This is a genomic window from Pseudomonas sp. N-1-13 (genome assembly GCF_057787095.1).
Genome location: NZ_JBYNRI010000001.1, coordinates 2,130,043 through 2,142,235 on the forward strand (window position 1 = coordinate 2,130,043; position 12,193 = coordinate 2,142,235).

Here is a 12,193-nt window from a genome sequence, read left to right on the forward strand (position 1 = left end):
CTGGGTGACAGGGCAGGAGGGCAGGCGGATGAATAGCAGCACACTTTGGTTGATCGGCCGGCGCATGGGCGCCGCGATCGTGACGTTGTTGATCGTCTCGATGGTGGTGTTCGCCATCACGGCGGTGTTGCCGGGAGACGCGGCGCAACAGGCCCTGGGACAGTTCGCCACGCCGGAGCAGGTGGCGGCCCTGAGGGTGAAAATGGGCCTCGATCAGCCGGGTGTGTTGCGTTACCTGCATTGGCTGACGAGCCTGCTCAGCGGCGACATGGGCGTGTCGGTGTCCAACGCCGTGCCGGTCACGGAACTGATGGCCGGACGGGTGCCCAACACCCTGATGCTCGCGGCCGCCACAGCGCTGGTATCGGTGCCAGTGGCACTGACCCTGGGCATTGGTTCGGCGATGGGGCGTGGTGGTCGCGTCGACAGCTTCATCAGCTTTTTTACCTTGATGATGGTGGCGGTACCGGAGTTTCTGGTCGCCACCCTGGCAGTGTTGATTTTCGCGGTGAACCTGGGTTGGCTCTCGGCGTTGTCCTATTCCAGCGAGATCACCTCACCGTGGCAATTCATGCGCACCTACGCCTTGCCGGTCATGACCCTGTGTTGCGTGATCATCGCGCAAATGGCGCGCATGACCCGGGCGGCGGTGATCGATCAACTCGACAGCCCCTACGTGGAGATGGCCCGTCTCAAAGGTGTGAGCCCGGTGCGGGTGGTACTGCGTCATGCGTTGCCCAACGCCATCGGGCCTATCGCCAATGCCATCGCCTTGAGTCTGTCCTACCTGCTGGGCGGGGTGGTGATCGTCGAGACAATTTTCAACTATCCCGGCATTGCCAGCCTGATGGTCGATGCCGTGACCAACCGTGATATGGCGTTGGTCCAGGCCTGCACCATGTTGTTTTGTACCGCGTACCTGACATTGGTGTTGATTGCTGATCTGTGCGCGATCCTTTCCAACCCGAGGCTGAGAAATCAATGAACAATCTCATTGGGAAATCCCCGACCGCGGCGGTCGCTCTGGCGTTGGGCAAAGACGCTCACGCCACGTCCTGGCTGGGACTGGTGGGCGCCGCGATGTGTGTCTTCTGGTTGCTGGTGGCGATCTTCGGTCCGTGGCTGGCACCGCACCCGGTGGGGGAAGTGGTCTCTGACAATGTTTTCGACAGCCTCAGCGTCGCTTATCCGTTAGGCACCGATTACCTGGGCCGCGACATGCTCAGTCGGGTGCTGGTCGGCGCACAGTTCACCGTGGGCCTTGCGCTGGTGGCTGCGGTCCTGGCCAGTGGGCTGGGGACCAGTTGCGCACTGCTGTCGGTGGTATCACCCAAGTGGCTGGATGAGCTGATCAGTCGCCTGATGGACGCCTTTATTTCGATCCCGAGCAAGATGCTGGCGTTGATCATGGTCTCGGCATTTGGCTCGTCGGTGACTTTACTGGTGTGTACGGCGGTGCTGAGCTTCTCGCCGGGCGCGTTCCGTATTGCCCGCAGCATGGCGGTGAACATCGAGGCGCTGGAGTACGTGCAAGTGGCCCGCACCCGTGGCGAACGTCGATTGTACATCGCTTGCGTGGAGATCCTGCCCAACATGCTCAACCCTGTGCTGGCTGACTTGGGCTTGCGTTTCGGCTTCATCGTGCTGCTGCTCAGCGGCATGAGCTTCCTCGGCCTGGGTGTGCAACCACCGGATGCCGACCTGGGCTCGCTGGTTCGCGAAAACATTGGCGGGCTCAATCAGGGAGCGCCGGCCATCGTGATTCCGGCCCTGGCCATCGGCACCCTGACCATTGGCGTCAATCTGTTTATCGACCGCCTGTCTTCGCGACGTAGTCGACGTACGGGGGGGCATTGAAATGAGCGAATTGATCCGAGTCGAAAACCTGCGGGTAGTCGCTTGCGGCGAGCGCAGTGAGGTGGAGATCGTCAAGAGCGTGAGTTTCTCCCTGGAGAAAGGTGAGGTGCTGGCGCTGATCGGCGAGTCCGGTTCCGGCAAGACCACCATAGCCCTGGCGTTGCTCGGCTATGCCCGGCGCGGCTGTCGCCTGGCCGGTGGCGTGGTGCAGATTGGCGAACATGACATGCTGGCGTTGAGCGAAGGCGAGCTGCAAAGTCTGCGCGGCAATCGTGTGTCCTATATCGCCCAAAGCGCCGCCGCGGCGTTCAACCCGGCGAAAAAACTCATCGACCAGGTGGTGGAAGGGGCGTTGATTCATGGCCTGGGCAGCCGGCCCGTACTGGAAGCCAAGGCCATCGAACTGTTCCGCGACCTGGCGCTGCCCGATCCCGAGCGCATCGGCCAACGCTATCCCCATCAGGTGTCCGGTGGGCAACTGCAACGGGTGATGGCGGCCATGGCGCTGATCAGCGATCCGCTGCTGGTGGTGCTCGATGAACCGACTACAGCCCTGGACGTGACCACCCAGATCGACGTGTTGCGCGCTTTCAAGCGCGTTGTGCGCGAGCGGGGCGCGACGGCGGTCTATGTGTCTCACGACCTGGCGGTCGTCGCGCAGATGGCCGATCAGATCGTGGTGCTCAACGGCGGGCAGATCTTCGAGCAGAGCGCCACCGCGCCACTGCTCAAAGGCCCGGCGCACGCCTACACCCGCAGCCTGCTGGCGGCGGCGCGGCCGGATACGACGATCCGTCCGCCCTGCGGCGTGGCTGGCGATGCGCCGCTGCTGACTATCCAGGGCTTGACCGCTGGCTACGGCAACAAGAATCAACAGGGCATGCCGTCGATCCGGGTGCTGGAAGACATCGACCTGACCGTGCGCCGGGGCCAGGCCATCGGTGTGATCGGCGAATCGGGCTCGGGCAAATCAACCCTGGCCCGGGTGGTGGCGGGGCTGTTGACCCCGGCCCTCGGCGGGTTGACGTTTGACGGTCAACCCTTGGGCGGCAGCCTGTCCGAGCGCACTGACGAGCAATTCCGGCGCATCCAAATGGTCTTCCAGAACGCCGACACCGCGCTCAACCCGATGCACAGCGTCAGCAACATTCTGAGCCGGCCACTGAAGATGTATTTCGGCCTCAAGGGCGCGGCGCTACGTGAACGTATCGGCGAGTTGCTGGACCTGGTGCGTTTGCCTCGGGACCTGGCCGAACGCCGCCCGAGCGAACTCTCAGGCGGGCAAAAACAGCGGGTCAACCTGGCTCGGGCGCTGGCGGCCAAGCCGGATCTGATCCTGTGCGATGAAGTGACCTCGGCACTCGATACGGTGGTCGGCGCGGCCATCCTCGAGCTGCTGCGCGACCTGCGCCAGCAATTGGGGGTTTCGTACCTGTTCATCAGTCACGACATCTCCACGGTGCGGGCGCTGTGCGACGACATTGTGGTGATGTACAGCGGCCACAAGGTTCAAGAGGGCACCCGGCAATCGTTCGCCCAGCCACCCTTTCATCCTTACACCGACCTGCTGATCCATTCGGTGCCGGAATTGCGCCAGGGCTGGCTGGAAAACTGTGGCACCACCACCTGCGGCACGCTGCCCGCTTTGGGAGCAAAGGCCACTGAGCCGGCGCTCTGCACGTTCCTCAATCGCTGCCCGGTGCGGGTCGATGGCCTGTGCAACCACACCGCGCCACCCCGGCGAATCATCGACGGTGGCAGTGAAGTCCTCTGCCATCACGACAGCGCCGAGCTGCTCAAGAGCCAACAGGATGCCAACAGCATGATCATGGGAGCCTACGCATGAACGCTCGTTTCGTGAGGTTGGCCGAGCAGGGCCGGCCCGTCGTCCATTTGAAAGTCGATGGCGAACCCATCGAAGCCTTGCAGGGGGACACACTCATGGTCGCATTGCTGACTCGGGGCCCGGCGTTGCGCCAGTCGGAGTTCGATCCTGGCAGCCGGGCCGGTTTCTGCCTGATGGGCGCCTGCCAGGATTGCTGGGTCTGGACCCGCAGCGGCGAACGGCTGCGTGCCTGTTCCAATGAAGTGCGCGAAGGGCTGGACATCATCACCAAGCAACCGGAGGCGATATGGCCACTGCGCGGCTGAGCAATCATCGAGTCGTCATTGTCGGCGCCGGGCCGGCCGGCATCCGTTGCGCCCAAACCCTGGTCGCGGCGGGCTTCAAGCCGATCCTGATCGACGAAAATCGTCGTGACGGCGGACAGATCTACCGGCGCCAGCCTGAAGGCTTCACCCGCAACTACGCCACGCTTTACGGCACCGAGGCGGACAAAGCCCGGGACTTGCACGAAAGCTTCGACCGTTTGCGCCCACAGATTGACTATCGTCCGGACACGCTGGTGTGGAACCTTACGCCCGGGCAACTGTGCTGCGTCAGCCAGGGCCTGCATTCGACGGTGGATTACGATGCATTGATTCTTTGCACCGGCGCCACTGACCGCTTGATGCCGATCGAGGGCTGGCAGTTGGGCGGTACCTACAGCCTCGGTGGGGCGCAGATAGCCTTGAAGGCCCAGGCGGTGTCCATCGGCCACCGCGTGGTGTTCATGGGCAGCGGGCCGCTGCTGTATCTGGTTGCCAGCCAATACCTCAAGGCCGGTGCCAACGTGGCGGCGGTGCTGGACACCGCGCCGCTGGGCCTGCGCATCAAAGCCTTGCCCAAACTCATGGCGCGCCCCGGATTGCTGTTTACCGGCATGAAGCTGTTGGCTCAATTGTATCGGGCGAAAATCCCGGTGCACCTGGGTGTCTCTCCGTTGCAAGTGTTGGGTGAGGCGACTTCCGGCGTCAGTGGCGTGCGGGTACGCACGGCGGCCGGTGAAACCTTGACCGTGGATTGCGACGCGGTGGCGCTGGGTTATCACCTGCGCCCGGAAACCCAGCTGGCCGACCTGGCCGGTTGTGCTCTGCGTTTTGACGAGGCTTCAGGCCAATGGTGGCTGGACACGGACGAAGACGGCCGGACCTCGGTCAGCGGTGTTTATGCCGCCGGAGATGGGTCGAAGATCCGTGGTGCTGATGCCGCCGAGCATGCCGGGCGCCTGGTCGCCCTGGCGTTGTTGAGCGATTTGCAGCAACCGGTGGACGTCGCGCAGGTCGCCGCGCAGCGTCAGGCGCTCAACGTCATGGATCAATTTCGTCTCGGTCTGGCCCAGGCGTTTCCCTGGCCCGCCGCGCAAGCCAAAGCCTTGCCGGATGAGGCCATTGTCTGCCGCTGCGAGATGATCAGCGCCGGCGAATTGCGCCGTACCGTCAGTGAAAAGGGCGCCTGTGAAGTCAACCGGGCCAAGGCCTTCAGTCGGGTGGGCATGGGCCGCTGCCAAGGGCGTTATTGCTCTCAGGCCGGGGCCGAGGTCATTGCCGCAGCCGCCGGTGTCCACGTTCAGGAAGTGGGCCGGCAACGCGGACAGGCGCCGGTCAAACCGCTTTCGATGCTCACTCGGGAGGTGACGCCATGACGGTCAATAAAGCTGATGTGGTCATCGTCGGCGGTGGTTTGATGGGCTCGGCGGCGGCATTTTTCCTGCGTCAGCGGGGCCAGTCGGTGATCCTGCTGGAGCGTGACCAGATCGGTCAGTACGCCAGTGGCGTGAACTTCGGCAACGTGCGGCGCCAGGGGCGTTTTCTTGGCCAGCTGGAACTGGCGAATCGTTCCTGGGCGCTGTGGAAGCGCCTGCCGGAACTGATCGACGACGACCTGGAGTTCATCGCCAGCGGGCATATGCGCGTGTGTTATCGCGAAGAGGAGATCGCCGAACTGCAAGCCTATGCCGACGCCCCTGAGGCAGAGCAGTTGGACTTGAAGATCTTTCGTGGCGCTGAGCTGCACGAGCGTTTTGCGTTCCTCGGGCCAGACGTCAAGGGCGGCTCCTATGCGCCGCACGACGGTCACGCCAACCCACGTCTGGCGGCCCCGGCGTTTGCCAGGGCGGCGCGGCGACTCGGCGCACGCATCGAGGAGCGGACAGAAGTGGCTGAAGTGCAGAAGGCCAATGGTGATTTCAGTGTCACAACCACCGATGGCCGTCAGTTCAGCGCCGCTCAACTGCTGATTACGGCGGGTGCCTGGGGGCAGAAACTCTCGGCGCAGTTTGGTGAGCCGGTGCCGCTGGACACTAACGGCCCACAGATGGCCGTCACCGAACCGGTGCCTTATGCCTTGCCGACGGTGATCGGCGTGTACACCAAAATTCCTGAGGAAGTGATCTATTTCCGGCAGATTCCCAGGGGCAACATCGTCATCGGTGGCGGCTATCGCAGCAAGCCGGACATGCTCAACCGCCGGGCCTATGTCGAGCCGCGCAGCATTCTCAACCAGCTTGACCAGATGCGTCGCTTGCTCCCAGGCGTCGGCAACCTGAACATCATTCGCGTGTGGAGCGGCATCGAAGGTTATCTGCCCGATTCCCTGCCGGTGATGGGCCCCAGCGGCAACGTGGACGGCTTGTATTATGCGTTCGGTTTCTGCGGCCACGGCTTTCAGCTCGGGCCAGGGGTTGGCGACGTCATGGCCGAGCTGATCAGCACCGGCAGTACCAGCACCTCGATCGAACCGTTCTCCATTCGCCGGTTCGCCCCCACTGCCGAGCAACGGAGCAAAGCCTCATGAAACCTCGCGTGCTAGCTATTTTCGAACGCCTGCTGGCGTTTGAAACGGTCTCTTCAGAGTCGAACATGGCCCTGATCGAGTACGTGCGCGAACTGCTGCTGAGCAAGGGCATCGAGTCGCTGATCGTCAAGGATGAAAGCGGCAAGAAGGCCAACCTTTTCGCCAGTACCGGCCCACGGGAATTGCCGGGGATCCTGCTGTCCGGACATACCGACGTGGTGCCAGCGGCGGGGCAGGCCTGGACCGTTCCGGCGTTCCAGGCGACGGTGCGGGACGGGCGGGTGTACGGTCGTGGCAGTTGCGACATGAAAGGGTTCATCGCCTTGGCCATCGATGCCATGCTCGATGCCGCCGACCATCCCCTGAACCGACCGCTGCAACTGGCGCTCTCCCATGACGAGGAAATCGGTTGCGTGGGTGTACGCCGCTTGCTTGACGTGCTGCACCTGGCACCGGTGCGGCCGTTTTTGTGCGTGATCGGCGAGCCGACCAACATGCAGTTCGTGCTCGGGCACAAGGGCAAAGGCTCTTATCGCACTTACTGCCGTGGCCTGGAGGCGCACTCGTCCCTGGCGCCGCGTTCGGTCAATGCGATTCATGTGGCCTGCGACTTCATCGCCGCGTTGCGCCAGAGCCAGCAGCAGCTGCAAGAGCAGGGCGCCCGGGACGCCGATTACGACGTGCCCTACAGCACCGTGCACGTCGGGCAGATTGTCGGTGGCAAGGCGTTGAACATCGTGCCAAACCTGTGCACCCTGGATTTCGAAGTGCGCAACCTGCCGGCCGACGATCTGGATCAGTTCCTCGAGCAACTGCGCGAGCACGCCGAAGTGATCGTGCGCGAGGCCAGGAAACTCTCCAGCGTGGCGGACATCGAGATCGAAACCCTGAACGTCTATCCGGGGCTGGATACTCATCCGAGCGTTGAGGCGGTGCGCTTTCTGAAGAACTTCGCCGCAGCGGACACCGGCACCGCCAAGGTTTCCTTCGGCACCGAGGGAGGGCTGTTCAAGCAGCGCCTGGATGTGCCGGTGGTGGTCTGCGGCCCGGGCTCCATCGAGCAGGCGCACAAGCCCGACGAGTTCATTGAAATCAGCCAGATGGAAGCGGGGGAGCGGTTTCTGGAAGGGTTGCTGGGCTCCTTGAAAATCTAAGCCATACACAGAACAAAATGTGGGAGTACTCGTGTGGGAGCACAGCTTGCTCGCGATGAACGATGACATGGTCTTGATCAGTGTCTGATCCACCGCAATCGCGAGCAAGCTTTGCTCCCACAGGTTTCGGTGTTTAGCCTGGGGCTTCGGTAGAGCCTGCCGTCCCACCTCGAAACTTCAGCATCCAACACTGCCCAAAACCCGCTTTCAGCATCCTCATCCGCGGCATCTCCCTAGACTGGAAATACCTCGGAACAGGACGCGATCATGCTCAAGAATCAATTGAAAGACCCCAGCCTTTTAGCAGAACTCGCCTACGTCGACGGGCAGTGGATCGGTGCCGATGACGCCGCCACGCTCGACGTCATCAACCCGGCCACGAGCAAAGTGCTCGCTCGGGTGCCGGCCATGCAGGGGGTGGAAACCCGGCGTGCCATCGACGCCGCCGAGCGTGCCTGGCCGGCCTGGCGTGCGCGCCCGGCGGCGGAACGCGCGGTGCTGCTGGAGCGTTGGTATCAGGCCATGATCGACAACCTGGACGATCTGGCGCTGATCATGACGTTTGAACAGGGCAAGCCGCTGAACGAAGCCAAAGGCGAAATTCGCTACGGCGCCGGCTTCGCCAAATGGTTTGCCGAAGAGGCTCGCCGGGTTTATGGCGAAACCATCCCGGCCCCCAGCGGCGACCGTCGTCTGCTCACCCTCAAGCAGCCAGTGGGTGTCTGCGCGGCGATCACTCCGTGGAATTTCCCCAACGCGATGATCACCCGCAAATGCGCGCCAGCCTTGGCGGCGGGGTGCCCGGTGATCGTCAAACCGTCGGACCTGACACCTTTGTCGGCCCTGGCCCTGGCGGTGCTGGCCGAGCGGGTCGGGATTCCGGCGGGAGTGTTCAACGTGGTGACCGGCATGCCGGCGGGCATCGGCGAAGAACTGACCGGCAACCCGACGGTGCGCAAGATTTCCTTCACCGGGTCCACGGCGGTCGGTCGCCTGCTGATGCGCCAGAGCGCCGAACACATCAAGCGCCTGAGCCTGGAGCTGGGCGGCAACGCGCCGTTCATTGTGTTTGACGACGCGGACCTGGAGCAGGCCGTGGCCGGGATCATGCTCAGCAAGTTTCGCAACGCTGGCCAGACCTGCGTCTGCGCCAACCGCATCCTGGTGCAGGACGGTATTTACCAGCGCTTCGCCGAGCGCCTGGTGCAAGAAGTGGGCAAGCTCAAGGTCGGCAATGGCCTGGAGGCCGACGTGATGATCGGTCCGCTGATCAACATGGCGGCGGTGAGCAAAGTCGCTCGGCATATCGATGATGCGTTGAGTCAGGGCGCGCGTCTGCTCTGTGGCGGCATTCCCGAGGGTGACAGCCAGTTCGTCCAGCCCACGGTGCTTGGCGAGGCCCACGCTGGCATGTTGCTGGCCAGTGAGGAAACGTTTGGCCCGGTTGCGCCGCTGATGCGTTTTTCCACCGAGGAAGAGGCGCTGGCGCTGGCTAACGCCACACCGTATGGCTTGGGGGCTTATTTCTTTACCCAGGATCTGCGCCGCTCATGGCGGTTCGGCGAGGGACTGGAGTTCGGCATGATCGGTCTTAACACTGGACTCATTTCCATGGAAGTCGCGCCCTTCGGTGGTGTCAAACAGTCGGGCCTGGGCCGTGAAGGCAGCAAGTACGGCCTGGATGAATACCTTGAAATCAAGGCCTTCCACATCGGTGGGCTGTGATGTGTCCATTGTTTGCACACCTACCAGGGAGCCACGATTGATGAGCAAACCATTTCGAATCGCTGCCATCGCCGGCGATGGCATCGGCAAGGAAGTCCTGCCTGAAGGGCTTCGGGTACTGGAGCAGGCCGCGAAAAAATGGCAGTTGTCGTTGAGCATCGAAGTGCTCGATTGGGCCCACTGCGACTACTACCTGGAACACGGGCAGATGATGCCCGCTGACTGGTTCGAGCAACTCAAGGGCTTCGATGCGATCTACTTCGGCGCCGTGGGCTGGCCGGACAAAGTGCCGGATCACATTTCCCTGTGGGGCTCGCTGCTCAAGTTCCGCCGCGACTTCGACCAGTACGTGAACATTCGCCCGGTGCGACTGTTCCCGGGCGTGCCGTGCCCCTTGGCCGGGCGAGAAGCGGGGGATATCGATTTCGTGGTGATCCGTGAGAACACCGAAGGCGAATACTCCTCCGTGGGCGGCAAGATGTTTGAAGGCACCGAGCATGAGTTCGTGCTCCAGGAGTCGGTGTTCACCCGGCGCGGCGTCGATCGGATTCTCAAGTTCGCCTTCGATCTGGCCCAGACCCGACCGCGCAAGCGCTTGACCGCGGCGACCAAGTCCAACGGGATCTCCATCAGCATGCCGTATTGGGACGAGCGCACGGCGTTGATGGCCGAGCAGTACCCGGATGTGCAATGGGACAAACAGCACATCGATATCCTGTGTGCGCGTTTCGTTCTGCAGCCGGACCGTTTTGATGTGGTGGTGGCGTCAAACCTGTTCGGCGACATCCTCTCCGACCTCGGCCCGGCCTGCGCCGGCACCATCGGCATCGCGCCGTCGGCCAACCTCGATCCGCAGCGGCGCTTCCCGTCGTTGTTCGAACCGGTGCATGGCTCGGCGCCGGATATTTATGGACAGAACATCGCCAACCCGATTGCGATGATCTGGTCAGGGGCGTTGATGCTCGATTTCCTGGGCAATGGTGATGAACGTTATCGCGCCGCCCATGACGGGATTCTCAAGGCCATTGAACAAGTGATTGCCCAAGGGCCGATCACCCCCGACCTGGGCGGACAGGGCTCGACCCAGGATGTCGGCAGGGCCATCGTTGCGGCGCTTTGACGCTTTACTAACCTGTGACACCTTTTTGCCCGCTCACACTGCGGGCTTTTTTTTGGAGTTCGATCGCAAAACTCAAAATCCCCTGTGGGAGCGAGCTTGCTCGCGATAGCGGAGGGTCAGTCACCGGGGATTTTGACAGTGCCGTCGCCATCGCGAGCAGGCTCGCTCCCACAGTTTTTTCGGGGTGGCTGCACGATTCACATCCACCGCAGATCCCCTGTGGGAGCGAGCTTGCTCGCGATAGCGGAGTGTCAGTCACCGGGGATTTCGACTGTGCCGCGGCCATCGCGAGCAGGCTCGCTCCCACAGTTTTTTTGGGGTGACCGCAAGATTCACATCCACCGCAGATCCCCTGTTGGAGCGGGCTTGCTCGCGATAGCGGGGTGTCAGCCACCGGGGTTTTTGACCGTGCCGTCGCCATCGCGAGCAGGCTCGCTCCCACAGTTTTTTTGGGGTGACCGCAAGATTCACATCCACCGCAGATCCCCTGTTGGAGCGGGCTTGCTCGCGATAGCGGAGTGTCAGTCAGCGGGGATTTTGACAGTGCCGTCGCCATCGCGAGCAGGCTCGCTCCCACAGTTTTTTTGGGGTGACCGCAGGATTCACATCCACCGCAGATCCCCTGTTGGAGCGGGCTTGCTCGCGATAGCGGGGTGTCAGCCACCGGGGTTTTTGACCGTGCCGTCGCCATCGCGAGCAGGCTCGCTCCCACAGTTTTTTCGGGGTGGCCGCAAGATTCACATCCACCGCAGATCCCCTGTGGGAGCGAGCTTGCTCGCGATAGCGGAGTGTCAGTCAGCGGGGATTTTGACAGTGCCGTCGCCATCGCGAGCAGGCTCGCTCCCACAGTTTTTTTGGGGTGACCGCAAGATTCACATCCACCGCAGATCCCCTGTGGGAGCGAGCCTGCTCGCGATAGCGGTGCTATTTGACGACGTAGACCTTGCGTACATAAACGCTGCTGTCCCAGGCGCAGGGTGCATCCAGGGGGACGAATACGGTATCGCCGGCGTTGACCGTCAGGTCGTTTCCGTCGGCTGTCTGCAGGGTGACGCTGCCTTCGATCAGGTGCATCAGTTCATGCAGCTTGTGAGGCCTGGTCCGGCGGGTGTACGGCGTTGAGTCCCAGATCCCAATGCGCAGGTTGGTCGCTTTTTCGACAAACAGATTGTGCGAGCGACATTGCGGGGGTGGGCTGAGCAGTATTGCGTCGTCGGGGGCCGCCGAAGGCGAGAGCATCGTGTGCGTCGGGAGTGCTGTCAGCCCGGGCTCGCTGGCATTCACGCGCTGGGTATCGGCACAGAAGGCCCAGAAAGACTCGGGTTGCGCGTCGATCTCAACCGCCGTACCACGGGCGATCACCGCACTTTCACCGGCGCTGAGTCGCAGCGTTTGTGCCTGGCTGCGCAGTTCAACGCCTCCGGCATGCACCACGATCATTTCGCTGAAGGGATACTGGTCGCTACTGAACCGACCGCTGGCCCGGACGACACCAGCGGCGATGCCATCCGCCCCGGCATAAGCGATGAGCCTGTCGAACGGATCATTGGCCCCCAATGAGCCTGGGGTGAACGAGGTTGAGGCGGGGCTGCCGTCGGCATGCGCCAACAGCACTGCAGTGGGTTCGGGCATGAACATGATTCTCCAAAAAAGACCTGGATA

General features: G+C 62.6%; 10 protein-coding genes. 9 read left to right on the forward strand and 1 reads right to left on the reverse strand.

Features of this window, described 5'->3' with window-relative positions:
* The first annotated feature begins 28 nt into the window (after window positions 1-28).
* The 9 genes from AC3I65_RS09755 (at window position 29) to AC3I65_RS09795 (ending at window position 10,531) form a co-directional block, all read left to right on the forward strand.
* Window positions 29-985, forward strand: coding sequence for an ABC transporter permease (locus tag AC3I65_RS09755; protein WP_076385414.1), 957 nt, complete (start codon window positions 29-31; stop codon window positions 983-985).
* A complete protein-coding gene (locus tag AC3I65_RS09760) occupies window positions 982-1,857 on the forward strand; it encodes an ABC transporter permease (protein ID WP_488523670.1) in 876 nt (291 codons plus the stop codon). The genes AC3I65_RS09755 and AC3I65_RS09760 overlap by 4 nt, the downstream gene beginning before the upstream one ends.
* 1 nt (window position 1,858) lies before the next feature.
* Complete coding sequence (locus tag AC3I65_RS09765; RefSeq protein WP_305468131.1) at window positions 1,859-3,703, forward strand: ABC transporter ATP-binding protein; 1,845 nt, start codon at window positions 1,859-1,861, stop codon at window positions 3,701-3,703.
* Window positions 3,700-4,008 (forward strand): (2Fe-2S)-binding protein, encoded by a 309-nt coding sequence (locus tag AC3I65_RS09770; protein ID WP_281459359.1) that lies wholly within the window; start codon window positions 3,700-3,702, stop codon window positions 4,006-4,008. The genes AC3I65_RS09765 and AC3I65_RS09770 overlap by 4 nt, the downstream gene beginning before the upstream one ends.
* Window positions 3,990-5,381: an FAD/NAD(P)-dependent oxidoreductase gene (locus AC3I65_RS09775; protein ID WP_439125668.1), complete on the forward strand. Its 1,392-nt coding sequence runs from the start codon at window positions 3,990-3,992 to the stop codon at window positions 5,379-5,381. Before AC3I65_RS09770 ends, AC3I65_RS09775 begins: the two co-directional genes overlap by 19 nt.
* Window positions 5,378-6,532, forward strand: a complete 1,155-nt coding sequence (locus tag AC3I65_RS09780) for an NAD(P)/FAD-dependent oxidoreductase (RefSeq protein WP_076385404.1) — start codon at window positions 5,378-5,380, stop codon at window positions 6,530-6,532. Before AC3I65_RS09775 ends, AC3I65_RS09780 begins: the two co-directional genes overlap by 4 nt.
* Window positions 6,529-7,686 carry an acetylornithine deacetylase gene (gene argE / locus AC3I65_RS09785; RefSeq protein ID WP_281459357.1) on the forward strand — a complete coding sequence of 386 codons (1,158 nt, stop codon included), beginning with the start codon at window positions 6,529-6,531 and terminating at the stop codon, window positions 7,684-7,686. Before AC3I65_RS09780 ends, argE begins: the two co-directional genes overlap by 4 nt.
* A 267-nt stretch (window positions 7,687-7,953) precedes the next feature.
* Window positions 7,954-9,411, forward strand: a complete 1,458-nt coding sequence (locus AC3I65_RS09790; protein WP_488523671.1) for an NAD-dependent succinate-semialdehyde dehydrogenase — start codon at window positions 7,954-7,956, stop codon at window positions 9,409-9,411.
* Between the two features lie 40 nt (window positions 9,412-9,451).
* Window positions 9,452-10,531 (forward strand): tartrate dehydrogenase, encoded by a 1,080-nt coding sequence (locus tag AC3I65_RS09795; protein WP_076385398.1) that lies wholly within the window; start codon window positions 9,452-9,454, stop codon window positions 10,529-10,531.
* Window positions 10,532-11,455: 924 nt separating this feature from the next.
* On the opposite strand, the gene AC3I65_RS09800 is transcribed toward AC3I65_RS09795, so the two are convergent.
* Entirely contained in the window at window positions 11,456-12,163 is a 708-nt protein-coding gene (locus tag AC3I65_RS09800; RefSeq protein ID WP_107323294.1) for a cupin domain-containing protein, read from the reverse strand.
* Window positions 12,164-12,193 lie beyond the last annotated feature (30 nt).

Coding starts and splice junctions, on each gene's coding strand:
- AC3I65_RS09755 (WP_076385414.1), top strand. CDS start 29: ATGAATAGCAGCACACTTTGGTTGATCGGCCGGCGCATGGGCGCCGCG.
- AC3I65_RS09760 (WP_488523670.1), top strand. CDS start 982: ATGAACAATCTCATTGGGAAATCCCCGACCGCGGCGGTCGCTCTGGCG.
- AC3I65_RS09765 (WP_305468131.1), top strand. CDS start 1,859: ATGAGCGAATTGATCCGAGTCGAAAACCTGCGGGTAGTCGCTTGCGGC.
- AC3I65_RS09770 (WP_281459359.1), top strand. CDS start 3,700: ATGAACGCTCGTTTCGTGAGGTTGGCCGAGCAGGGCCGGCCCGTCGTC.
- AC3I65_RS09775 (WP_439125668.1), top strand. CDS start 3,990: ATGGCCACTGCGCGGCTGAGCAATCATCGAGTCGTCATTGTCGGCGCC.
- AC3I65_RS09780 (WP_076385404.1), top strand. CDS start 5,378: ATGACGGTCAATAAAGCTGATGTGGTCATCGTCGGCGGTGGTTTGATG.
- argE (WP_281459357.1), top strand. CDS start 6,529: ATGAAACCTCGCGTGCTAGCTATTTTCGAACGCCTGCTGGCGTTTGAA.
- AC3I65_RS09790 (WP_488523671.1), top strand. CDS start 7,954: ATGCTCAAGAATCAATTGAAAGACCCCAGCCTTTTAGCAGAACTCGCC.
- AC3I65_RS09795 (WP_076385398.1), top strand. CDS start 9,452: ATGAGCAAACCATTTCGAATCGCTGCCATCGCCGGCGATGGCATCGGC.
- AC3I65_RS09800 (WP_107323294.1), bottom strand. CDS start 12,163: ATGCCCGAACCCACTGCAGTGCTGTTGGCGCATGCCGACGGCAGCCCC.